The sequence below is a fragment of the Pseudomonas sp. TMW22091 genome, assembly GCF_022496705.1.
GTDB lineage: Bacteria > Pseudomonadota > Gammaproteobacteria > Pseudomonadales > Pseudomonadaceae > Aquipseudomonas > Aquipseudomonas saxonica.
Window position 1 is genome coordinate 13706 of record NZ_SCFI01000020.1, and the last position, 22712, is coordinate 36417.

A 22712-nucleotide genomic window follows, 5' to 3' on the forward strand; every position below is an offset into this window, starting at 1 on the left:
GTGGATCAGCGCAGGGCCTGTGGGTTGACCAGGTTGGCCGGACGCGTACCGGCCAATGCCGCCAGCAGGTTGTCCACCGCGCAGCGGGCCATGGCTTCACGGGTCTCAAAGGTGGCCGAACCCATATGCGGGGTCGCCACCACGTTGTCCAGTTGCAACAAGGGCGAGGTCGTTTCCAGTGGTTCGCGTACAAACACGTCCAGCCCGGCACCGCGAATCTGGCCTTGCTGCAAGGCGTTGATCAGCGCCGGCTCGTCCACCACCTTGCCGCGAGAAATATTGATAAAGATGCTCTCAGGGCGCATCAGGGCAAATTGCTCAGCCCCCATCAGGTTTTCCGTCTGAGGGGTTAATGGCAAGGTCAGGCAGACAAAGTCAGCTTGTTGCAACAGCTCATCCAGGCTGCGGTATTGCGCGTTGAAGCGGGCCTCAACGGCCGGTTTAGGCGAGTTGCTGTGGTAGATCACCGGCATGCCAAAGCCGAAGTGCCCGCGCTGGGCCAAGGCTTCGCCAATGCGGCCCATGCCGATAATACCCAGGGTTTTGCCATGCACATCCGTGCCGAAATGCTCGGGGCCGATGTTTTTTTTCCAGTTGCCATTGCGCACCAGATTGGCCAGTTCCACAACGCGTCGGGCGCTCGCCAGAATCAGCGCAAAGCCCGTATCCGCGGTGGTTTCGGTCAGCACGTCGGGGGTGTTGGTGAGCAGGATCTTGCGTTCGCTCAGGTAATTGATGTCGTAGTTGTCAACACCCACCGAGACGCTGGCCACCGCTTCTAGTTGTGGCGCCAGATCCAGCAAGGCGGCATCCAGTTTCAGGCTGGCGCCCAGTAAACCCTGGGCTTGGGGCAGGGCGGCGCGCAGTTGTTGCATACCCTGATCATCGAGTTTCTCGATGAGGGTCACGTGGGCATGTTCTTCGAGACGCTGCATCAGTGCATCGGAGAGTTTTTTGTACAGCACGACATGTTTTTTCAAGGCAGTCACCGACATGTAATTCAAGAGTGGGCCAGACGGGGCGCAGCCAGCCGGGTAGGCGCTGCGGTGTCATTGACCGTGGGTTTGAGCATCAGCGTGAGCAGGACGGAAATCAGCAGTGCGCCGCTCATCAGCAGGAAAGAAGCACCCGGCGAGCCGGTTTCGCTGTTCAGGTAGCCGACCAGATACGAACCGCCAAACGAGCCCAGCGCGCCCATGCTGTTGATCAGCGCCATTGCACCGCCGGCTACGTTGGCAGGCAGAATCTCCGGGATGATGGCGAAAAACGGGCCATAAGGGGCGTACATGCAGGCACCGGCAATCACCAGCAAGGCGTAGGACCACCAGAAGTGTTCAGCGCCCAGTGCGTAGGAACCGTAAAAGGCAATCGAGGCGAGTAGCAGCGGAGGCCAGACGAAGCGTTTGCGTTTTTGCAGTTTGTCCGAGCCCCATGACACCGCCAGCATGGCGATCACGGCCGCCAGATAGGGCAGGGCCGAGAGCCAGCCCGCTTCGATCATGTCCATCTGTGCGCCTTGCTTGAGAATCGACGGCAACCACAGCACGAAGCCGTAGACGCCAATGCTCCAGCAAAAGAATTGCAAAGACAGCAGGATGACTTTGGGCGAGCGGAAGGCGGCGGCGTAGTTCTTCACCGGCTTGATGCCGACCTGTTCGGCGTCCAGCGCGGTTTGCAGGTCTTGTTTTTCCTCAGGGCTGAGCCATTTGGCGTCGCTTGGGCGGTCATCTGCCAGACGCCACCAGATAAATGCCCAGAGCACAGCGGGCAGACCTTCGACGATAAACATCCAGCGCCAGCTGTAATGCTGCACCAGATAGCCCGAGACCACCGACATCCACAACATGGTCACCGGGTTGCCGAGGATCAGAAAGGTGTTGGCTCGTGAGCGTTCGGCACGGGTGAACCAGTGGCACAGGTACACCAGCATGGCCGGCATCACTGCGGCTTCAACCACGCCGAGCATAAAGCGGATCACGATGAGGGTGTAGGCGTTGGACACCACGCCGGTCAACGTGGCCAGACTGCCCCAGAGAATCAGGCTGACAAAAATCAGCTTTTTAACGCTGTTCTTCTGCGCATAAATCGCCCCCGGCACCTGAAAGAAGAAGTAACCGAGGAAGAACAACGCCCCCAGCAACGACGACAGGCCCGGTGTGATATTAAGGTCGGCGGCCATGCCTGAAGCCGCGGCAAAACCGTAGTTGGCACGGTCCAGGTAGGCCAGGCTGTAGGTGATAAATACGATCGGCATGATGTACCACCACCGACGGGCAGCGAGTTTTAGCGATTGCATGGTAAGTCTCCTGAGCTTGTTGTTTTTGTCGCAGCAGGTAACGAGTAAGGCCAGAAATCAGGTCGTTGCGAGGTACTGCTCCAGTTCGGCGCGGGTGGGCAGCCCTTCCATGTCGCCACGGCTTTGCACGGCACGGCTGCCAATCCAGTTAGCGCGCTGTACGGCCTGGGTCATGCTGAGGTTGTCCAGCAGGGCGCTGATGACACCCACGGCAAAGCCATCGCCCGCGCCCACGGTGTCAATGACCTTGGCCACCGGCACGGCAGGTACGAAGTCTTGATCGTCGGCGGTACGGAAGTAGGCGCCATCGGCCCCCAGTTTGATAATCACCGCTTCGCTGCCCTGATCGAGGTAAAACGCGGCAATGTCGGCCGGGGTGTCGAAGCCGGTGAGCAAGCGGCCTTCGCTCAAGCCCGGCAACACCCAGTGGGCATGGGCGGCGAGGGCGTTGATGTCACGGATCATCTGCTGCTCGCTGGCCCACAGTGAAGGTCGCAGGTTAGGGTCGAATGACACCGAGTGGCCGGCCTCACGCATGGCTTTCATCAGGGCGAAGGACAGTTCATTGCAACTGGCAGAAAGCGCAGGCGGAATACCGGTCGCGTGCAAGTGACGCGCCTGGAGCAATGCTGGCGTGATGGCGGCGCAGCTCATGTGACTGGCGGCCGAGCCACGGCGGAAATATTCCACCTGCGGGTCGCTGCCATCCTCTACCCGGGACTTGAGTTGAAAGCCGGTCGGATGCTGCGGGTCGATCTCGACGTGCTGGCAGTTCAGCCCCTCTTTTTGCAGGGTGTCGAGAATGAACCGGCCAAACGAATCGTTACCGACGCGGCTTAGCCATTTGACCTTGAAGCCCAGACGCGCCAAGCCAATTGCGACATTGTTGTCGGCGCCGGCAATGCGTTTATGAAACTGCCCGACGTCGGCCAGATCGCCCGTATGGTCGGCGACCAGCATGGCCATGGTTTCGCCAAACGACAGCAGATCAAAGTCAGACATGGCTCAGCTCCTGTTGGGCGTGGCTCAGCGTGGCCAAAACCGCGACGTGTTCCTGGGTCAGCCAGTCGAGGTCGTTGCCTTGCAGCGGGTATTCGACGGCACGGGTCAAGCCGTGGGGCATATGGCTCATCAGTTGCTGCCACATGTGCAAGTCAGTGGCCGTAGGCGGTATGGCAATCAACTTGCCATCCGGGCGGCGTGCCACGCCCTTGCAATGCAGGTACGTCACATAACGGCCCAGCAAACGAGCGGCGGTACTGGCCGACTGGTCTTGCCACTGCCAGTTACCAATGTCGAAGGTCATGCTGATCGGGGCACGCTGCTGATCGACCTTGTCGAAGAAACGTTGCATGGGCTCGATGCGACCGCCCTGTGAGGTCTGGTCGTTTTCCACCAGCAATTGCACGGGCTGCTGGTTCAGGCATGCGGTCAGATTGGGCAGATCGCAATGTTCGGTGAAATAACCTAGCGAAACTTTTAACCATTTGGCCCCGAATGCATGAGCGCGCGCCAAGGTGGCGAGCAACTGCGGGTTAGGCCGTGACTGGCCGGCTTCCCACAGTTCGATAGGCGAAGAGTACACACACTCAAGACCGTGCTGCTGCACGGCGTGGCTGAACGTGGCCGGGTCTTCATCGGTCAACAGTTCTTCGCGCAATTCGATACGTGTTGCGCCAGCAGTGGCCAGTACTTCAATAAAACTGCCCTGGCCGCGTTGGCGAACCAAGTCGGCGCCGTAGCTCGACAAACTGATGGAAACGGGAAATGTGGTCATTGTTATTAATCTCTGAAACCGGTTTCATTTTTTGTTATGACACATCACTGATAACCCGTGCAGCGGGCTGCCAGTCACAACATCTTAGGTATTGGGCGGTTGCGTGGAGCCGCGAACTATCAAGTGGGCGGCAAAATCCAGCGCGCGGGCCGGGCTCTTGTCGCCATTGAGGCGTTTAAACAGGCAATCAAAGGCACTGGCGCCGATTTGTTGGGTGGGTTGGGCGAGGGCGGTGATGCCGTTGCCCACCAACGGGAACCAGTCCAGGTCATCGAGGGCAATCAGGCCCACGTCTTCAAACAGTCGGCAATTCAAATCGCGCAATACCTGCGTGCACGCTAGCGCCGCCACGCCATTGGCGCAGAACAAGGCTTTGTGGCCGTTGCCAGGTGTGTGCAGGAAAGATTGAATGTCGGCCAGCAACTGCGGACCGGTTTGCACGACTGCGCCCTTGAGTGTCGGGTGTTCGGCCAGTTGCGAGGTGAAGCTGAGAATACGCTCGACCCGTGAGCTGGTGCCGTCAATCGGCTCGCTGACCAGCAGCACGTCGCGATAACCCTGTTGTTGCAGATGCTCAAGGGCCATACGCACCGCGCCGGGGTTATCCAGCCCGACCAGGTCGCTGTGCAGTTGTTCGACTTTTCGGTCAATCAGGACGACGGGCATTTCCTGCTGCAGCGCTTGCAGCGCATCCGGATGGTGACCCAAGGTATTAAGAATCAAGCCTTCGATAGTGTAGGAACGCAAAGCCGCGAGGTGCTGGCGTTCTTGCTCATCATCGCGATCGGTGTTGCACACCACCAGGTTGTAGCCGTGCTGACGGCAGGCCGTCTCGACACCGTGCATCACCGCAATTGAATAGGGATTGCGAATATCGGCCACCAGCATGCCGATCAGTCGGGTGCGACCGCGCTTCAGACCACGGGCCATTTGGTTGGGCCGGTAGCCCAGCTCGTTGATGGCACGCTCGATACGCTCGGCAATGGCCTGGGAGAGCAGGGCGCGGTCTTCGCCGATAAAGCGCGACACGCTGGCCTTGGACACCCCAGCACGTTGAGCTACATCAAGCATGGTGACGCGACTGCGCTGGGCAGCAGAAAAACTGTTCACGGCCTGAAACCTTTTATTGGTGTTATCGCAGGCGGTTTCACGCAATGCGCTGAAACCGGTTTCAGGAAAACTCAAATCACCTGCCGGCGTCAAGTGACGTTTATCGACTGTCCTACAGAAATAAACGCGTGGGTTGGACGCGGGGGCCGCCGATCAGTGTTTTGAGTAGTTGAACCGCGGGTCCTTGAGCCATGCCTGCAATTCGATTTCAGCCTGCTCCATCGCCGTGCGGTTAAGCAATTTACGCAGCAGTGCCACATTGACCGCCCTTGAACGCAAATTGAAGGCCGGGGCGCTTTCAGTGTCTTCGCTGGGCTGACGCACGCCGAGCTTTTCATACAGCTGTTGCAGGCGATTTTGCACGGTGCGCAACGATAGATTGCGGCGCTGGGCAATGACCCGGTCGGTCAGCCCCAAGGCGATGTCTTGCAGGACTTCGTATTCGGCGTCGGTCAAGCCCAGTAGCTGGTTCTGGCTTTTCTGTTGTACCCCGCGCACTTCCCGGTCAATCACGCACTGCTGTTCGATAAACAGGCTGCGCAGGGCCAGGCGCAGACGGTCTTCGGAGGCGGTCTTGAGGATATAACCGTAGGCCGCGCCTTCAGGCACGATGCGTGAAATGCCTCGTACATAGGCTTCATCGGCGTAGTTGGACCAGAACATGATCGAGGTGTGCGGGCGCTCGTGCCAAATTGCCCGTGCCGCTTCAACACCGGTACGCCGAGGCATCTGCAAGTCCATGACCACGCAGGTAACGGCAAACTCCTGGGCCAGTCGCTCACCCATCAAGCCGTCTTCGGCTTCGTGCAGGCGCACGCATTCCGGTAATGCGCCTTCTATGACTTCCTTGAAAAAGGCGCGGTGCACCGGATCGTCTTCAATTAACAGGATTTCCATGATCTGTTCCTAAAGCAGCGATGGCAGCGGCAGACTTACCTGCACACAGGTGCCTTTGCCGTTTGGGCCTTTGTCGATGTGCACATGGGCGCTGAGCAGTTGCGCGCGAACTTGCATGTTCTTGATGCCTCCGGTTTCCAGCCGGCTGGCGCTGTCCAGCCCCAGGCCATCATCGAGGATAGTCAGGCACAGATGGCTGGCGGTGGCGGTGATTTCAACGATGATCGCGTGTGGCGCGGCGTGTTTGATGGCGTTGTTGACCGCCTCCTGAATAATCCTGAACAAGGCAATTTTTTGCGGTTCGGCGAGGTCATTGGCCAGCCCGTCGGTGTCATCACGCAACTGCGTGACAATGGCCAGCCCACTGTTGCGCACGCTGCGCAGCAGCAGGTCTTCAAGGCCTTCGACAAAACCGAACAGTTGCAGAATGGTCGGTTTGACCGCGTCGATGATCAGGCGAAGCTCTTGCATGCTTTCGTGCAGGGCCTGAGCAACCGGCGCTAGCTCTGTTGTGGGCACGCTGTCGAGCAATTGCAGGCGGGCGAGGCGCCGATGCAGACGGGTCATGTCGGCCAGTGTCTGGTCGTGCAGGTCCATGCCGATGCGTTGCCGCTCGTTTTCCAGCTCTTCAGTCAGGCGCAGCACGCCCAGACGAAGGCCTTCTTCGCGGGCGCGGATTTGCGCTTCGACGATGGCCAGTTGTTTGGCCTGCTCGGTCTGGCGCAAGGCATACAGGTAGGACGCCAGCAGGTCGGCCACATGCTGGGTGTGGCGCACATCATCGAGGGTATAAAAATTGGCCACGTGGGTTGAACAGCTCAAAGCACCGATCACCTCGCCCCGGGCGCGCAAAGGCACATGCAGGCGACTGCGCAAGCGGGCATCGAAAATCGGGTTGTTCAAGGCGCCGGGGAACTGAAAGCGCTCATCAATCATGGCGTCATCACTGAGGATGTACGGCTCCACCCCCAGCAGCAGACTGCGGATCGGGCTGCGGGCTATTTCCAGCGGGTGAATCGCAAAGTCGCTCCAGGCGGTATGCAGACCGGTCTCGTACGCCGACAGGTGATTGTCGTCATCGAGCAGCAGACTGACGTCCAGGTGGTCGTGGGGCAGGATAAAGCGGATTTCTTCGGACACCGCTTCAATCATCGATTGAAAGTCCAGGCGTCCGGCCAGCGCCCGGGAAATGCCGAGAAAGTGGTGCAGCACATTTTCAGCCGCTATGGGGACTCTTTGCGTCATGCCCGAACATCCATCAGAAGGCACACCCGTTGGCGGCCCGAGGCACGATTATGACCCAAAGTGGGGCGCACGCACGTTGAATAACGCTGCACGAATACGCGTTTCTTTTGCGGGATCCCGCAGGTTATTTACGCGCAAAGGGTGTCAAGTGTGCAGTAACGCTCCAGACACAAGGCCATTGCCCGATCAGACTGGAAACGTTGCACAGTAATCAGGTACGACCGAATTAATCGGCGACCGCTGGCCCACAATAATAAAAAGGGTTTTTGTCATGGAACGTCACTCACTGTGTTGTGCTTTGCTGTCCACTGCCTTACTGCTCACCCCGTTTGTTCCCGCCCAGGCCGACACGGCCGATAAAACCATTGCCTTGTCCAATAACTACGCCGGTAACTCGTGGCGTCAGAGCATGCTGACCAGTTGGCAGAACACCACTGATCAAGCGGTCAAAGCCGGGATTATCCAGGGCGCTGACTCGTTTACCACCGGCGAGAACCAGGCCACCGAGCAAGCGGCGCAAATCCAGAACCTGATCCTTCAAGGCTATAACGCCATCGTCATTGATGCGGCGTCGCCCACCGCGTTGAACGGCGCGGTCAAACAAGCCTGCGATGCCGGGATTATCGTGGTTTCATTCGACGGCATCGTCACTGAGCCGTGCGCTTACCGCATCTCCATGGACTTCAAGCAAAGTGGCCTGGATGGTATGGATTACCTGGCCAAGCGCTTTCCGGATGGCGCCAACGTGCTGCAAGTTCGCGGCCTGGCCGGGGTTTCAGTGGATGAGTTGATCCATTCCGGTGTGGTGGCCGGGGCGAGCAAGCACCCGCAGTTGAAAATCGTCGGTTCGGTCAACGGCAACTGGTCGCAGACTGCCGCACAAAAAGCCGTCGCCGGGATCTTGCCCAGCCTGCCGAAAATCGACGCTGTGGTGACTCAGGGTGATGACGGCTTCGGCGTGGCCCAAGCCTTTACCGCTGCGGGCCGACCACTGCCGGTCATTGTCTTCGGCAACCGCGAAGAAGAACTGTCGCTGTGGAAGAAGCAAAAAGACGCCAACGGCTATCAAGCGTTCTCGATCTCCAGCGCACCGAGCATTTCCAGCCTCGCGTTTTGGGTCGCTCAGCAATTACTCGACGGCAAGCAAATGCCCCATGACCTGTTGTCGCCCGCCATTAGCGTGACTCAGGACACCCTCGAAAGCTCGCTGGCCGGGTTGGAAAAGGGCGGCATTGTCAGTCACGTCTACAGCGTTGACGACGTTGCGCAACTCAAGAGCCCCGTAGCGCAGTAAGCGCCCCCCGCCGAGGAAAGAGTCATGACTGTGACCCACGCATCGCTGGTTGACCTCAAAGGGGTCGGCAAGCGTTTCGGCGCCGTGCGCGCTTTAAATGACGTTGACCTGAATTGCCGGGCTGGCGAATGTCTGGGCCTTATCGGTCACAACGGCGCCGGTAAATCGACGCTGATGCACATTTTGGCGGGCACCCTGCGCGCCGATGCGGGCTCATTGCTGATGGGCGGCGTTGATGTGCGCAGTGGCTATTCGGTGCAAGTGGCTCGCCAGCACGGTATCCGTTGTGTGTTTCAGGAACTGTCACTGTGCCCCAATCTCACCGTGGCCGAAAACACGCGGCTGATGTGCCCCGGTTTACGTGGCTTCGGCTGGCGGCGTAAAGCCGGCGCGCTGATTATGCAGACCCTCAACAACATCTTCCCGGGGCATGGCATCAACCCGGCGGACGTAGTGGCCGACTTACCGATCGGTCAGCGGCAGATGGTCGAAATAGCCCGCGCCTTTACCTGCGTCGACGAGCATCTGGCACTGGTCATTCTGGATGAACCGACTTCGTCTCTGGACGCCCGGGTCGCCGAGCAACTGCTGGCGCACGTGCGCCGCTACGTTGAAGGCGGCGGTTGTGTGGTGCTGATCAGCCATATCCTCGGCGAAATGCTCGCCACGTGCGATCGCATTGCAGTGATGAGCGACGGTTGTGTAGTCGATGTACGCGCTGCCAGTGCGTTTACCCATGCTTCGTTGGTGGCGTCGATGGGCACGGTGGCCAAACCTCAGGATGAACAACAGGTGTTCATCTCCAAGCGCGACAGTCAGTCGCCCGTAGTCAATCAGCGTCCGGCGCGCCAACAAAACGAGCAGACGGTGGCCGCCTGGGCCGGTGAAATTGTCGGCTTGGCCGGGCTGGCTGGACAGGGGCAAAGCCAATGGTTGGTGCAGCTGTTGCGCGAGCGCATTGGCGCTGGTCAGCGTGTCGCGCTGGTGGCCGGTGATCGCCAGACTGACGGGGTGTTCAGCCTGTGGTCGATTGCCGAGAACATCACCATCAGCTCATTGGCCGCGCTCAAACGCGGCGTGCTGATCGACCCCCAGGCCGAGCAGGCAATGGCGGTCAAGTGGCAACAACGGATGGCCATTCGCACGCCGGACATGAACCAGCCGATTATGTCGCTGTCGGGCGGCAACCAGCAAAAGGCCCTGTTTGCCCGCGCATTGGGCAGTGACAGTGACTTGATCTTGATGGACGACCCGATGCGTGGGGTTGATGTGGGCACCAAACGCGAGGTCTACGCCATCATCAAAGAGGAGGCTGCTCGCGGACGCACGTTCATCTGGTACACCACTGAGCTTGAAGAACTGGACCATTGCGATCACATCTACGTGTTTCGCGCAGGCCAAGTGGTGGCCGACATGGCCCGGGATCAATTGAGCGAAGCGCAGATTCTGCGCAGTTCCTTTCAGGAGGAGGTGGCATGAACGCGCCTCAACCCATGACGTTAAAACCTCAACCCTTGCTTACGACCACGCCCTCGGCTGCGTTCAATCGTGCACGCCTGCTGCGCAACGCTTTACCTGCGGTGTCGCTGGTGGTGCTGCTGGCGACCATCTTTATCATGCAGCCGCGTGCCATGAGCTACATGGGCATGAACCTGATGCTCAATCTTGCGGTACCGATCGCGTTGGCGACCATTGCGCAGATGCTGATCATCACCGTCAACGACCTGGATTTGTCACTGGGTAGCTTTATCAGCTTCGTGGCCTGCGTGGCCGCGACCTTGCTCAATGACCATCCGTGGCTGGGCTGTCTGGCACTGGTGGGCTGTATAGGCGTGTACGCCTTGCTCGGCGCACTGATTCATATCCGCCAGTTACCGGCGATTGTGGTGACGCTGGGCATGTCGTTTATCTGGATCGGTGGTGCGGTGCTACTCCTGCCCGCGCCCGGTGGCAGCGCGCCGCAATGGTTGCAGGCGCTGGTCAAGATCAAGACACCGTTATTGCCGTTTGCCGTAGTGGTGTGCGTGCTGCTGGCGATTGCCGTGCACCTGTTTTTGATGCGTTCGACCCTGGGCGTGGTACTGCGCGGTGCCGGGGGCAACCCGCTGGCGATTGCCAAGGCAGGCTGGTCGCTGCTGCGGATCAAGGTCACGTTGTATGCAATGGCCGGGTGTTTTGGTGTGTTGTCGGGGCTGTTTCTGGTGGGCTTGACCACCTCGGCCGATGCCAATATGGCGCTGCGTTATACCTTGCTGTCGATTGCCGGAGTGATTCTGGGCGGTGGGGAATTTACCGGCGGGCGAGTGTCGCCTATCGGTGCCGTGTTGGGCGCCTTGACCCTGGTGCTGGCCGGATCACTGCTGTCCTTTATCCGCATCTCGCCGGACTGGCAAATCGGTGCTCAAGGGGCGATTTTGATTCTGGTGCTGGCCCTGCGCACAGCCGTTAACCGCCTAGAGGTACGTCCGGTATGAACCTGTCCCTGCATATCAATCGCGTGCGCAGCAAACCCTGGTTGTGGTCGTTTCTGGCCGCGCTGCTGGTGTGGCTGGCCACGCTGGCCTTTACCCGTGGCGAAGGCGCTGCCGCGCTGACGTCGGGTGCGCTGGCCTTCTCGGCATTTTTTGTCATCGTCGGGGTGGGGCAGATGTTCGTCATCACCACCGGGCCCGGCAATATCGACTTGTCGATCCCGGCCAACATCGCCTTGAGCGGCGCGGTCGGGATGAAGCTGATGGACGGCCAGGACGGCTTGATCGCACTGGGCGTGGCCGGTGTTTTGGCTGTGGGCGTGTTGATCGGTTGTGCCAATTACGCCCTGATTCGCGTGCTGCGTATCCCGCCGATCATCGCCACCTTATCCGCCAGTTTCCTGTTGCAGTCGATGGCGATTGCCTACGGTCGCAGCGTGAGGATTGCGCCGCCGGAACTGTTCTATCAATTCTCCACGGGCAAAGTGCTGGGTATTCCGTATTTGGCCTTGGCGGTGGGCGTACTGACGGTTGTCGCCGGTTATGTGTTGAGCCGCAGCCTGTATGGCCGCTGGACGCTGGCGGTGGGCCAGAACATGCGCGCAGCCGAGTTGGCGGGCGTAAGGGTAGAACGTGTGCGGTGGGCCACCTACGTACTGAGTGCGGTGTTTGCCAGCGTGTGCGGCGTGGTGCTGGCCGGTTTCTCGGGTGGCGCCTCGCTGAGCATGGGCGATGAATACCTGTTGGCCTCGATTGCAGTGGTAGTGATTGGCGGCACTTCGGTGGCCGGTGGTTTTTCCAACGTACCGGGGCTGTGGGGCGCTGCGCTGTTTCTGTATTTGCTGGTCAGTATGCTCAACACCTTCGGCGCCAGCGCCGGTGTGCGGTTGATCCTGACTGGCGTGATCATTATTGCGGTGATAGCCGCCGTCAGCGGGCGTAAAAGCCTGCGCAGCCTTTAAGCAAGGATTCCTATATGAGCGACGATATTTACGAATTCCACGACCCGCGCTTTCGCAGCCTGACCTTGCCCAACACTCAGCTTGAACGCCTTTACGATCAGTGCCGCTGGGCGGAAGGCCCGGTGTGGTTCAACGATGGCGGCTATCTGCTGTGGAGCGACATCCCTAACGAACGCATCTTGCGCTGGACGCCGGAGCAGGGCGTGTCGGTGTTTCGTCCGGCGTCCAACTTCGCCAATGGCAACACCCGTGATCGTCAAGGGCGGCTGGTGACCTGCCAGCACGGTACCCGCAGCGTCACGCGCACTGAGCCCGATGGCAGCATCACCGTGTTGGCTGATCAGTTTGAAGGCAAGCGTCTTAATTCGCCCAACGACGTGGTGGTGCACAGTGACGGTGGCATCTGGTTCACCGACCCGACCTACGGCATTCTCAGTGACTACGAAGGCTATCAGGCGGAACCCGAACAGAGCGGGCACAACGTCTACCGCATAGACCCGCAGACACTGGACATTGCCTGTGTGGCCGATGATTTTGAACAGCCCAACGGCCTGGCGTTTTCCCCGGATGAGCAGACGTTGTACATCGCTGATTCGGCGCGTTCCCATGATCCGGACGGGGCCCACCATATCCGTGCCATTCAAGTGATTGACGGATGCCGATTGGGTGCGTCGCGGGTGTTGGCCCATATCGAACCGGGCATACCGGACGGGCTGCGGATCGACGTACAGGGCAACATCTGGACCAGCGCGGGTGACGGGATTCAGTGTTTTGACGCTGATGGCGTGCTGCTGGGCAAAATCAAACTGCCCGAGAAGGTCGCCAACCTGACGTTTGGCGGGCCGCGGCGTAACCGTCTGTTTATCGCGGCCAACACCTCGTTGTACATGATCCACGTGGCCGTGGCGGGCGCTCAGGTGCCTTGATCACGCCCGGCAATGGTGGTGTGTCTGATGCACCGGATTGAAGGGTTTTACGACGGCTTTGCCGTCGATCGCAGCCTCGCAGAGCTCGTCAGCGGCTACAGGAACGGTGCCCGCCTTGAGTTTACGTTCCTCAAGCCGAGGTACTGACCATCGACCCTGAACTGCTGCCGCCTTGGGCCAGCACGGCCTGCAACAAGGCTGCGGTCGCTGTTTGCAGCGCCGCAGCCGTCGCCGTGATTTGCGCTTGAGCACCGGCAATCGCCGCGGCCTTGGCGTCCGCGCTCTGTTCGCTGGACTGGATGCGCTGCAACGCTTGCTGCTGTTGCTGAAGCTGTTTCTGCAACTGTGCGATCTGCTTCTTCAGCTGCTTCACGATGTCGGAACTGTCATCGCTGCTTTCGGCAGAAGCACCCGATGTCGCCTTGGTATTGATCTTCTGCGGCTGCGCCGCTGTTCCCGTCTCGCTTACCGCAGCGTTGTCCGGGGCTTGAGTGGCCGCCCCAGGAATGCTGATGCCTGCTCCAAGGCTTGGGATGCTGCTGACCATGGCGTTTGTCCTTTAAACCTTAAGTTGTTCAAGGTCATCGGCAGGCGAGTAAAGGTCTTTAGGCTCAAGACATACTGATTACGTCGTGGAGGACTTCCTCTTATCAGCGAATCGAAAAACCCCCAGTCCTCAACGAAGGCAAGTTCACCCCTGAGCAGCACACTGCGGATGCGGCGCGTGAGCCAGGCCTCGCAATTCAACCCATACCTGTCTGCTTATCCCTGATCTGCCTGACTGGCGAGTGTTTTTCCGGCGATGTAGCCAAACGTCATGCCGGGCCCCAGTGTGATTCCTCCGCTGGGGTAATAGCCCTGCATGATACTGTTCATGTCATTGCCCACAGCAAATAAGCCCGGCATGGGCCGGCCATGATTATCCAGCACCCGGGCACACGCATCGGTAGTGAGCCCGGCGAAAGTGCCGAGGCTGCCAGGCACCAGCTTCACCGCGTAGAAAGGCCCATGGCGCAAGCTGCCGAGCGAAGGGTTGGGAGTATGCCGCGACTCTCCTTGAGCGCGGTTGTACAGCGACTCCCCACGCTGAAAAAATGGATCGCATCCCTTCTCTGCGTTTTCATTGAATGTGCTGACCGTGGCTTGCAACTGTGCCTCATCAATCGCGCATTGCCGCGCCAGACCTGCCAGGGTTGCGTCCTTGAACAGATAGCCTTGGCGAACATACGGCCCCGTTGGGAACGGAAAGGGTTTCGACCAGCCCAGCCCATAACGGCGTTGCGCACGATGATCGCAGACAAGCCACGAGGTTGTCGTTTGCCCGGGGCCGGTGCTATCGAACACAGAGCACATATAGTCGTGGTAGGAATCAGCCTCGTTTACGAAGCGTCGGCCATCTTGACGCACGGCAATGAACCCGGGTTTTGCGCGCTCCATCAAATGGGGAAAGCCACTGAATCCGCCATCGGCGCGCGGTACCCGTGACACCGGCGCCCACGCGGCGGCATTGGGCAAGTCCTGTGCAAAGCCCGCGCCGACACTTTCGCCCAAGCGCAGGCCATCGCCGGTATTGCCTTTGGGGGCCGCACTTAAATGCTCGGTGCCATTGGGCGCATGGGGGAAGAGACGGGCGATGCGTTGTTGATCATGGGGGAATCCACCGCAGGCCAGTACCACGCCACGTCGTGCACGGATTTCAAGCAATTGTCCAGACCGCTCCACCCGTGCGCCGACTACCCGTTCACCCTCGCGAAGCAGCCCGCGCACCGGCGTCTCTGTCAGCAGTCGGACCTTTCGATCTACCGCGCTCTTGAGCAGTCGCGCCACCAGTGCATTGCCATTTACCAAGTGCATGCCGCGCCCATGGCGGATCAGGTCGCGAGCATGGCGCAGCAAGCGCTTGGCGGTATACAGGGCTGAGGCCGGGGAGCGCCGGGCATTGAGCAGATGGTTCAGATCAGCACCGCCTGCAATGCCCATCCCGGCCAGGCTGATGATATCCAGCGGGCGCCGCAGTTTTTTAATCCAGGGGCCCAGTCGCCGACCATCGAACGGTTGTGCGCAGACCGAGCGACCACCTTTGGAGAACCCTTCGCGGGCATGAAAATCAGGCATTTGGCTGCCGGAGAAAAACTGCACGTCGGTATGGCGCTGGAAGAACTCGACCATTAGCGGGCCCTGTTCGAGGAACATCTCCATGCGAGAGTCGAGCACCTCGCAATGCAGCTCATTGCGCAAATAGGTCCTGGACTGCTCAAGCTCTTCAACTATCCCGTCAGCCACGGCCAGCGGGTTCCGGGGAATCCACAACCAGCCGCCCGACCACGCGCTGGTCCCACCCAATACCGGTTCTTTTTCTGCGACGATAACGTCGAGTCCAAGTTCGGCGGCGGTGACCGCAGCTGCTAGGCCCGAGGCGCCGGAACCTACGACCAAGACATCACAGAACATTGGCTGGTTATTTTGCATAAGGGTTACCGCAACAAGGAGTGAGGTTGGGCCAGACCGGCCGGTGGCATGACATTGCCCTTGAGGAACACCGCGATTCCTGCGATCAGGGCCGGGACTGCCAGGGCGGTAAAGACGGTTGCGAATGTCCAGCCGGCCTCGAGCATATGGGCTCCGGCGAACCCGCTGGCGATAGAACCCAGGCCGCCGATGCCGCGCATCCAGCTAACCCCGGTAGCGCGCGCTTGGGTGGGATAGAAATTGGCTGCCAGTGCATACATGCAGGCGTTTGCGCCGTTCATGCAGAATCCGGCTGCCGCCGCCAGCAGGGCAAACAAGGCGAAGCCGTGGCTGGCGGTGCCGATCAGGTAAATCGCAAGGCCGCCCATCAGGTAAACCACGGCGAGTGTGCGATGCGGGTTACTGCGATCAATGAACCAGCCCAGTAACAGCGAACCGGCAGTCCCGCCAAACTGGAATAAAGCCGTGATCAGCGCAGCGTCGCTAACGCTCAGGCCATTGTTCTTGATCAGCGTCGGCAACCAGCTGCCCAACAAGTAGACCAGGAACAACCCCATGAAGTAGGTCAGCCACAGCAGTAAGGTGCCGGTAAAAAAGCCCTTGGAGAGAATCTGCCCGATCGGGCTGCAGACAGTGGCGGGGGGCTCGTCAACGCTAAAGCATACTTGCCCGTTAGCCAGATCCGGTGCCAGTTGTTGGATGATCCGGGAACTGCGCGCGTGGTGCCGGGCAGGTCGTCGGGTGACCAGCCAGCGCAAGGATTCAGGCATGGCGCTGATTAACAGGGGTAATGCCAGTAAGGGCAGCAGGCCGCCCACCAGCAAGATGCTTTTCCAGCCGAAGACCGGAATCATGTAAGCAGAAGTAAACCCGCCCGCTGCGGCGCCAAAAGTAAAGCCGCTGAGCACGACGGTAATCAGCATCGATCGGCGCTGCAGCGGTGTGTACTCACTGACCATGGTCCCGGCGTTGGGCATGGCCGCCCCCAGGCCAAGGCCCGCCAGCAGCCGCAGGGCCACCATCCATTCCAGGTTGGGGGCGAAAGCCGAGGCCAGGGTCAGTGCGCCGAAGAATGCTACGGCGCAAATCAGCACCGGCTTGCGTCCCACACGGTCAGCCAGGGGCCCGGCAATCAGGGCACCGATTGCCACGCCGATCAGCCCCGCACTCATGACCGGGCCCAGGCTCAGATTGCTGACGGCCCAGTCGCGGGCCAATTCGGGGGCAATGAAACCCATGATTGCGACATCGAAACCATCCAGGGCGATGACCAGAAAACACAGCAGCACTATTCGCCACTGCATAGGGGTCATGGGGCGGGTGTTGATCAATTGGTCGACATTAACCGACGGCAGGGCGCTCATGGCGGCCTCCATTATTGTTCTTATTAGAGAGGGCTCAGCCGCTCGCAGGTGCAAGCGGCTGACGGGGGTGATCTATCAGTTCAAGGGTGAAAAATCGGTCGGGCGCAGCAGTCGGGACTCCAGGGTTACCACGGCGTCCAGTTCTTTGTTCTGGCTGGCGAAGGCCTGCCAGCGCTGGTCGGCTGCCATTGCGCTACGGCGGGCAATACGATCGTCGAGGCTGGTGTAGCCCCAGATATGCACCACTTGATTGGCCTCGCCAAATTCGGTGGTGAAGAAGCCGACCAGATTGCCCAGATACTCTTGCTGCACGGCCAGCGCAGCGCTTTTATACAGGGCCAGCCAGTCACCGAGTTTGGTGGGTTTAATGGTGTAAGTGCGCAGTTCGTAATACATGGTTTTCTCCAGTGTCAGACAGGTGTGAAGCGGGCTCTTGCAACTGGCGGGCGATATCGCTCGCCGCTAGATAGCCGAAAGTGAGGCCGGGGCCCAGCGTGATTCCGGGACCGGGATAGGTGCCGTCCATGATCGAATTCATTTCATTGCCCGCGGCATAGAGGCCCGGGACAGGAACACCCAGTCGGTTCAGTACGTTGCCCCGGGCATTGGTGACCAGCCCGCGGGCAGAACCGAGGTCACCGGTAAACAACTGGATGGCGTAATAGGGCGCCTTGCGCAGCGGCCTGATGCATGGATTGGGGGTATGCAGGGGGTCGCCCATATAGCGGTTGTAGGCAGTACTGCCCTTGCCGAACTGCTGGTCCATACCCTGTTCGGCGTCGGCGTTGAACTGCGTCAGGGTCTGCTGGAGGTTGCCAGCATCAACCCCGGTCATACCAGCCAGTTGCGCCAGGCTGTCGGCACGCAACAGGTAGCCGGCATCAATCAGCGCGCTGTTGTCCACCGGCCGTGGCCGCGCCAGGCCCAGGCCATAAGTGTTGAGCGCTTCAGCATCGCAAATCAGCCAGCAAGGCGCATTGGCGCCTTCGTTGGCGAACATGCTTTCGACAAAGCTGTGATAGGAGTCGGACTCATTGACGAAACGCCGGCCCGCGCCATTGACTGCGATCACTCCGGGTTTGGCACGGTCGGTCACAAGATGGGGGAAGCGCTCCACACTGCCATCAGCCTTATGCAACACCGAGACCGGGGCCCAGAAGAAGTTGGCCTTGAGGTGTTCGCCCATTGCCGCCTGAACCGAAGCTGCCAGCTGGTGCCCGTCGCCGGTATTGGTGGCAGGCGACATGCTCCAGTGTGGCGCACCTGTGACCGGTCGCAGTTCGGCTGCCCCGGAGCTTGCGGCGCCCCCACCGGTAGCCAGCACGACGCCGCCCTGAGCGAGTACCGAGCGGGTCTGACCGCGCCAGGTGATCCGGGCACCTGTGACCCTTGAGTTCTCGACTATCAATGATTCTGTAGAGGCTTGCAGCCACAGGTCGACACCATTGGCTAGGGCTGTGGTGGCCAGGCGGGCGATCAATGCATTTCCGACCGTGAGGCGGGTACCACGCGGGTGACTGATGCGGTCTATGGCATAACGCCCCATCAATTTTAGGCAGTGCCAGAGCGATTTCGCCGAGTTTTTGCAACTGAGGAAGTGCTGTATATCTACGCGATTGACCATCATGCCGCCGAACAACAGCATGCCGTCCGGTGGCCGTTGCAGGTCTTTGAAATGCTCGCCCAGCCGGCGCCCGTCGTACTCGTCGATTTCCAGTGCACGGCCAGTCTGCGTACCGCCGGGCAGGTCAGGGTAATAGTCCGGGGACAGCGGGCGCAGGCTATATTTCAGTTCGCTGTGGGTATGCAGATAGCGCAGGGCTTCACGGCCCTGTTCGATAAAAGCCTCGATCAGTTCGGGTTTATAGCCTTTGCCGATTACCTGCTTGAGATAACTGCGCATCTGTTCTGCCGGCAGATGGTGGCCGGCTGCCCGAGCTTGATCGGTATCGTGCAGCCACACCGCGCCGCCGGAAATTGCCGATGTGCCGCCAAAGGCCGCGGCTTTTTCCAACAGCAATACTTTGAGGCCCCGGCTACTGGCCGTTACTGCGGCGGCGAGCCCTGCAGCGCCACTGCCCAGGATAATCACGTCATAACTCAGGGCAGGAACTTGTGTTGGCGGGGAGGTCGTTTTAGTCATGGTTCATCACCTTTCAAAAGCTCTGGCGGGTCAGATTTTCAGGGGCGTCACGCCCATGAAATGGCCGAGGTTGCCTAGTTGCGCCAGAGCCATCTGAGGGCCGGTCTGGATCGGACAACCCATGCGCCGGGCAAAAGCGAGAAACGGTGTAATGACAGGGAGTGTCACGACATCGGCCACAAATGTCGTGCTGGTGAGGGTTTCCATCAGGGCGTCAGGCAGCGGCATGGGGCCGTCATCTCTAGCATTCATGCCAACCGGTGAGGCGTTGACGACAAGGTCCAAGCCACTCAGCGAGGCTGGGCACAGGTCAATGACAACGTCTGGAAAGTCTCTGCGCAGCAGATTGCCGAGCGCCTCTGCGCGCTCTTGACTCAGATCATTGATGGCCAGCTGGCTCACCCCTGCCTCGCACAGTGAATAGGCAATGGCACTGCCAACGCCGCCGGTGCCGATGACCAGGGCCTTTTTGTTCTGCGCACTGAAACCCTGTTCGCGTGCGGCATTCAGAAAACCTTCACCATCTACAATGTCACCCACCAGGTGCCCGTCAGGCTCGCGGCGGATTACATTGACGCAGTGCAAGGCTTTTGCGCGGTCGCTGAGGCTGTCCATATGACTGGCGAGCACTTGCTTGTAAGGCACTGTCACCACGCAGCCGCGCATGTTTTGCCAGCCGCGCAGGGCTTTCACAAAGTCTTGCAGCGCACTGTGCTGCAAGTCGATTGCGAGCATGGCGATGTTCTGCTGATGGTCGGTGAACCAGCGGTTGAAGTTTTCCGGCGACTTCACCTGAGCAACAGGTGAGCCGACGATGGCGACCAGTTCAGTCGAACCCTGAATCATGTGGAGCTCCCGCTTATTGGCTGTGTTGTGGGTCAATACTGCGAGCGGGCTGCAACGCGGACAATCAAGTCGAGGCGCTTATGCATTGATAATCGCACTGCCAGTGCGATAATCGCGCTAATTTCCAATAATAAGAGCACAGCCGGTGAAACAGCCCACCATCCATTCCCGTGATTTGATCGTCGGCCTGCAAAAGGGCCTGGCGCTGTTGCAGCTGTTTTCCCAGGAGCATCCGCGATTGAGCGTGCCCGAAGCGGCCAGGCTGGCCGGCCTGACCCAAAGCGCTGCCCGCAGATTTTTGCTGACGCTGGTGCATGACAGCTTCGTGCAAACTGATGGCCGTTATTACTGGCTCACCGCCAAGGCTTTGCGCATTGGCCAGGCGTACGTCGACTCGGCGGTGTTGCCGCGCATGCTGCGCCCGATTGTCGAGCAGGTGGCCCGCAGTACTCAGGAGCATGTCTCGGTGGGGGTGCGCGACGGTGATGACATCGTGCATATCGTCCGTAGCCGCTACAGCCACATCACCTCAATGTCGATCCGCCCGGGGTCACGGGTGCCGATGTATTGCACCGGCAGTGGCCGGCTATGGCTGGCCAGCCTGCCTGCGCAGGAGCTGGACGCCTATTTTTCGCGCAACCCGCCACGTGCCATAACGCCTTACACCCTGACAGATGAAGCACGGATTCGCGATGAAATAGACCTGTGCGCCGAGCGTGGCCATGTGGTGGTGGACCAGGAGTATGAAGTGGGCATGCGGGTGTTGAGCGTGCCGCTGATTGATCGCGACAGGCAACTGCAGGCGGCCCTGACCCTCACCACCCATGCCTCTCGCATGACCGTGGCCGAGATGCGTGAACGTTATCTTTCAGCCTTGTATGAAGGGCAGGCGTTGCTGAGGCCGATCATGATGCTGTGAGATGCCAAACCGGTACCCAATCCGGCAGGAGCCCCGGTAAGCTGACAGCCCGCCGCCACTATCAGTCATTACCAGTGGCGTTGAGGCTCGACAGGACCGACTTGGCGGCGACCCAGACAGCTGAAGTCGATTCGATTTAATTGAGAAGGCCTCCTCTAGTCTTGTCGGACGATGTTTCGCTCGCACGCCACATCAATCATTCAGCTTGAGCTAGCGGCCTGGGTGAATGCCGCCCCTCCAACCCTCTAAAACAGCGAACCTTTTGCCGATAGGCGGGCACAGAGGTGGTGCATCCCGGGTTTGGATCGTGCCCCGAAATGCATGACTCTGAGTGGCAACTTCAACTACCTGGGCAACATCGGCATGGCATGTGTCGCGTATCTCGGCTCCCCCGCACGTCGCCCAAAACCGTTTGCGGGCCTTGCGCGATTACCTTGCCATTCAACGCCAGGTGCACCTTCTGATAATTACAATAACGAGAGGCCTGCCATGAACCTTCCTCCGATCCCGTCACCGTTCAGCCCTATTGTGATCGGGCCACTGACCCTGAAAAACCGCTTTATCAAATCCGCCACCAACGAGGGCATGAGTGCTCAAGGCGTGCCGTCCAGGCAATTGGTCAAGTTGCACTCGGCTTTGGTTGCTGGTGGCGTCGCCCTGACCACTGTCGCCTACTGCGCGGTGAGCAGCGATGGCCGTACATTGCCCAACCAGTTGACCCTTACCCAAGTGAGCCTGCCGCACTTCAAAGCCTTGACCGACGGGGTTCACGAGAAGGGTGGTCTGGCCAGCGCGCAGATCACCCATGGTGGCTGCTTTACCTTTATCCGTGAGCGTTCGACCAAGCGTCCGCTTTCAGCCAGCGGCGGCTTCAACAAGATCGGCCTGATGAGCGGGATGTTCTTCAAACAGGCGATGGACGAAGCGGACATGCAGCAAGTGGTGCGCGAATTCGCACAAGGCGCTCGACTGGCCCGTCAGGCGGGTTTTGATGCAGTGGAAATCCACATGGGCCATGGCTACCTGCTCAGCCAGTTCATTTCGCCGATGTACAACAAGCGTCGCGATCAATACGGCGGCAGTCTGGAAAATCGCTTGCGCTTTCCGCGTCGGGTGCTGCGTGCGGTACTGGATGCGGTTGGCCAGGACATGGCAGTGATCTGCAAATACAGCGTCACCGAAGGCGTGCGCGCCGGTAACAGCGCTGAAGACGGGGCGAAGATTGCCGCCATGCTGGAACAAGAGGGCGCCCACTTGCTGGTGCTCAGCGCCGGGATGAACGCGGAGTCGATTACGACCATGTTCGGTTCCTCGTTTCCCAAGGAAAATCGCGTTCAGCAGAAGAACAAGTTGATTGCCTTTGCGATGGCCATCCAGCGCCGCAAAGAGCCTACCGTGGAATTTCGTGAGCTGTATCTGCTTGAACATGCACGCAAGGTGCGTGCGGCGGTGAAAATGCCTTTGGCTTACCTGGGCGGTGCCAAGAGCCTGGCGAGCATCGAAACACTCATGGCTGAGGGGTTCGATCTGGTTGCCATGGGCCGGGTGTTGCTGGCTGAAAATGACTACGTCAACAAACTGGCCAGTGGGGTTAGCCGTGATTCGATCTGCACGGCCTGCAATCGTTGTGTGGCGATGATGTACACCCCTGGCGGTACCTCCTGTGTATTGGGCCAGCCCGGCGATGCCACGTTGAACAGTCAGCCGGCGGCGGGGGGTTGAAAGGGAGTGGGTGTTGGTCTGTTCGCTGCCGATCGCAGCCTCGCTGAGCTCGTCAGCGGCTACAGGAGCAAGTTCGCCAGCGAGTTGTGATCTGCTTGTGATCTGCTTGTGATCTGCTTGTGATCTGGCTTGTGATCTGGCTTGTGATCTGCCGCCCCTTCGGGAGGCCGAGTGGAGGTTTCGCGGAGTGGGTCGACCGGCATGGATGCCGGGAGAGCTGCGATCGGGCCATGGATGGCCCGTCGCAGCGTGCCCACGGAGCGGGACCGGA

20 protein-coding genes are annotated in these 22712 nt (G+C 59.7%); 7 read left to right on the top strand and 13 right to left on the bottom strand.

Going from position 1 to position 22712, the window contains the following annotated elements; all coding sequences use genetic code 11:
- Positions 1–5 precede the first annotated feature (5 nt).
- The 7 genes from EQV93_RS22255 to EQV93_RS22285 all read right to left on the bottom strand — a co-directional run bounded on the left by EQV93_RS22255 (position 6) and on the right by EQV93_RS22285 (position 7325).
- A complete protein-coding gene (locus EQV93_RS22255) occupies positions 6–980 on the bottom strand; it encodes an NAD(P)-dependent oxidoreductase (protein ID WP_240892476.1) in 975 nt (324 codons plus the stop codon).
- A gap of 20 nt (positions 981–1000) precedes the next feature.
- Entirely contained in the window at positions 1001–2296 is a 1296-nt protein-coding gene (locus EQV93_RS22260) for an MFS transporter (RefSeq protein ID WP_122784239.1), read from the bottom strand.
- A gap of 57 nt (positions 2297–2353) precedes the next feature.
- Positions 2354–3298 (bottom strand): sugar kinase, encoded by a 945-nt coding sequence (locus EQV93_RS22265; protein WP_122784238.1) that lies wholly within the window; start codon positions 3296–3298, stop codon positions 2354–2356.
- On the bottom strand, positions 3291–4073 hold the full coding sequence (locus EQV93_RS22270) for a sugar phosphate isomerase/epimerase family protein (RefSeq protein ID WP_122784237.1): 783 nt from the start codon (positions 4071–4073) through the stop codon (positions 3291–3293). The genes EQV93_RS22265 and EQV93_RS22270 overlap by 8 nt, the downstream gene beginning before the upstream one ends.
- A gap of 84 nt (positions 4074–4157) precedes the next feature.
- Complete coding sequence (locus EQV93_RS22275; protein WP_122784242.1) at positions 4158–5183, bottom strand: LacI family DNA-binding transcriptional regulator; 1026 nt, start codon at positions 5181–5183, stop codon at positions 4158–4160.
- A 153-nt stretch (positions 5184–5336) separates the two neighbouring features.
- A complete protein-coding gene (locus EQV93_RS22280; RefSeq protein WP_240892477.1) occupies positions 5337–6080 on the bottom strand; it encodes a response regulator transcription factor in 744 nt (247 codons plus the stop codon).
- 9 nt (positions 6081–6089) lie between these two features.
- Positions 6090–7325, bottom strand: a complete 1236-nt coding sequence (locus tag EQV93_RS22285) for a GAF domain-containing sensor histidine kinase (RefSeq protein ID WP_146387942.1) — start codon at positions 7323–7325, stop codon at positions 6090–6092.
- Between the two features lie 271 nt (positions 7326–7596).
- Here EQV93_RS22285 and EQV93_RS22290 point away from each other — a divergent pair, with 271 nt between their 5' ends.
- Genes EQV93_RS22290 through EQV93_RS22310 form a run of 5 tightly spaced genes read left to right on the top strand, consistent with a single transcriptional unit; the run spans position 7597 to position 12978 of the window.
- Positions 7597–8619 carry an ABC transporter substrate-binding protein gene (locus EQV93_RS22290; protein ID WP_122784234.1) on the top strand — a complete coding sequence of 341 codons (1023 nt, stop codon included), beginning with the start codon at positions 7597–7599 and terminating at the stop codon, positions 8617–8619.
- A gap of 24 nt (positions 8620–8643) precedes the next feature.
- Positions 8644–10098, top strand: a complete 1455-nt coding sequence (locus EQV93_RS22295; RefSeq protein ID WP_240892478.1) for a sugar ABC transporter ATP-binding protein — start codon at positions 8644–8646, stop codon at positions 10096–10098.
- Entirely contained in the window at positions 10095–11093 is a 999-nt protein-coding gene (locus EQV93_RS22300) for an ABC transporter permease (RefSeq protein ID WP_146387938.1), read from the top strand. The genes EQV93_RS22295 and EQV93_RS22300 overlap by 4 nt, the downstream gene beginning before the upstream one ends.
- Complete coding sequence (locus EQV93_RS22305) at positions 11090–12052, top strand: ABC transporter permease (protein WP_122784231.1); 963 nt, start codon at positions 11090–11092, stop codon at positions 12050–12052. Before EQV93_RS22300 ends, EQV93_RS22305 begins: the two co-directional genes overlap by 4 nt.
- Positions 12053–12066: 14 nt before the next feature.
- The gene (locus EQV93_RS22310) at positions 12067–12978 is read left to right on the top strand and encodes an SMP-30/gluconolactonase/LRE family protein (protein WP_122784230.1); all 912 of its coding nucleotides are present in this window, start codon (positions 12067–12069) and stop codon (positions 12976–12978) included.
- 130 nt (positions 12979–13108) lie between these two features.
- Here the strand turns inward: EQV93_RS22310 and EQV93_RS22315 are convergent, their stop codons facing one another.
- The 6 genes from EQV93_RS22315 to EQV93_RS22340 all read right to left on the bottom strand — a co-directional run bounded on the left by EQV93_RS22315 (position 13109) and on the right by EQV93_RS22340 (position 19800).
- A complete protein-coding gene (locus EQV93_RS22315) occupies positions 13109–13525 on the bottom strand; it encodes a hypothetical protein (RefSeq protein ID WP_122784229.1) in 417 nt (138 codons plus the stop codon).
- A 215-nt stretch (positions 13526–13740) separates the two neighbouring features.
- Positions 13741–15447: an FAD-dependent oxidoreductase gene (locus EQV93_RS22320; RefSeq protein ID WP_240892479.1), complete on the bottom strand. Its 1707-nt coding sequence runs from the start codon at positions 15445–15447 to the stop codon at positions 13741–13743.
- A 5-nt stretch (positions 15448–15452) separates the two neighbouring features.
- Positions 15453–16811, bottom strand: coding sequence for an MFS transporter (locus EQV93_RS22325; RefSeq protein ID WP_240892480.1), 1359 nt, complete (start codon positions 16809–16811; stop codon positions 15453–15455).
- 75 nt (positions 16812–16886) lie between these two features.
- Positions 16887–17207, bottom strand: a complete 321-nt coding sequence (locus tag EQV93_RS22330) for an NIPSNAP family protein (protein WP_240892481.1) — start codon at positions 17205–17207, stop codon at positions 16887–16889.
- Entirely contained in the window at positions 17176–18954 is a 1779-nt protein-coding gene (locus tag EQV93_RS22335; RefSeq protein WP_240892482.1) for an FAD-dependent oxidoreductase, read from the bottom strand. The genes EQV93_RS22330 and EQV93_RS22335 overlap by 32 nt, the downstream gene beginning before the upstream one ends.
- A 30-nt stretch (positions 18955–18984) precedes the next feature.
- Entirely contained in the window at positions 18985–19800 is an 816-nt protein-coding gene (locus EQV93_RS22340; RefSeq protein WP_240892483.1) for a shikimate dehydrogenase family protein, read from the bottom strand.
- A gap of 145 nt (positions 19801–19945) precedes the next feature.
- Here EQV93_RS22340 and EQV93_RS22345 point away from each other — a divergent pair, with 145 nt between their 5' ends.
- Both EQV93_RS22345 and EQV93_RS22350 read left to right on the top strand, forming a co-directional pair.
- On the top strand, positions 19946–20719 hold the full coding sequence (locus EQV93_RS22345; protein WP_240892484.1) for an IclR family transcriptional regulator domain-containing protein: 774 nt from the start codon (positions 19946–19948) through the stop codon (positions 20717–20719).
- 489 nt (positions 20720–21208) lie between these two features.
- On the top strand, positions 21209–22441 hold the full coding sequence (locus EQV93_RS22350; protein WP_122784228.1) for an NADH:flavin oxidoreductase: 1233 nt from the start codon (positions 21209–21211) through the stop codon (positions 22439–22441).
- Positions 22442–22712 lie beyond the last annotated feature (271 nt).

Excerpts from the sequence above, each read along its gene's own strand:
- EQV93_RS22260 (WP_122784239.1), bottom strand. The coding sequence starts at position 2,296 with ATGCAATCGCTAAAACTCGCTGCCCGTCGGTGGTGGTACATCATGCCG.
- EQV93_RS22265 (WP_122784238.1), bottom strand. The coding sequence starts at position 3,298 with ATGTCTGACTTTGATCTGCTGTCGTTTGGCGAAACCATGGCCATGCTG.
- EQV93_RS22270 (WP_122784237.1), bottom strand. The coding sequence starts at position 4,073 with ATGACCACATTTCCCGTTTCCATCAGTTTGTCGAGCTACGGCGCCGAC.
- EQV93_RS22280 (WP_240892477.1), bottom strand. The coding sequence starts at position 6,080 with ATGGAAATCCTGTTAATTGAAGACGATCCGGTGCACCGCGCCTTTTTC.
- EQV93_RS22285 (WP_146387942.1), bottom strand. The coding sequence starts at position 7,325 with ATGACGCAAAGAGTCCCCATAGCGGCTGAAAATGTGCTGCACCACTTT.
- EQV93_RS22290 (WP_122784234.1), top strand. The coding sequence starts at position 7,597 with ATGGAACGTCACTCACTGTGTTGTGCTTTGCTGTCCACTGCCTTACTG.
- EQV93_RS22295 (WP_240892478.1), top strand. The coding sequence starts at position 8,644 with ATGACTGTGACCCACGCATCGCTGGTTGACCTCAAAGGGGTCGGCAAG.
- EQV93_RS22300 (WP_146387938.1), top strand. The coding sequence starts at position 10,095 with ATGAACGCGCCTCAACCCATGACGTTAAAACCTCAACCCTTGCTTACG.
- EQV93_RS22305 (WP_122784231.1), top strand. The coding sequence starts at position 11,090 with ATGAACCTGTCCCTGCATATCAATCGCGTGCGCAGCAAACCCTGGTTG.
- EQV93_RS22310 (WP_122784230.1), top strand. The coding sequence starts at position 12,067 with ATGAGCGACGATATTTACGAATTCCACGACCCGCGCTTTCGCAGCCTG.
- EQV93_RS22315 (WP_122784229.1), bottom strand. The coding sequence starts at position 13,525 with ATGGTCAGCAGCATCCCAAGCCTTGGAGCAGGCATCAGCATTCCTGGG.
- EQV93_RS22320 (WP_240892479.1), bottom strand. The coding sequence starts at position 15,447 with ATGCAAAATAACCAGCCAATGTTCTGTGATGTCTTGGTCGTAGGTTCC.
- EQV93_RS22325 (WP_240892480.1), bottom strand. The coding sequence starts at position 16,811 with ATGAGCGCCCTGCCGTCGGTTAATGTCGACCAATTGATCAACACCCGC.
- EQV93_RS22330 (WP_240892481.1), bottom strand. The coding sequence starts at position 17,207 with ATGTATTACGAACTGCGCACTTACACCATTAAACCCACCAAACTCGGT.
- EQV93_RS22335 (WP_240892482.1), bottom strand. The coding sequence starts at position 18,954 with ATGACTAAAACGACCTCCCCGCCAACACAAGTTCCTGCCCTGAGTTAT.
- EQV93_RS22340 (WP_240892483.1), bottom strand. The coding sequence starts at position 19,800 with ATGATTCAGGGTTCGACTGAACTGGTCGCCATCGTCGGCTCACCTGTT.
- EQV93_RS22350 (WP_122784228.1), top strand. The coding sequence starts at position 21,209 with ATGAACCTTCCTCCGATCCCGTCACCGTTCAGCCCTATTGTGATCGGG.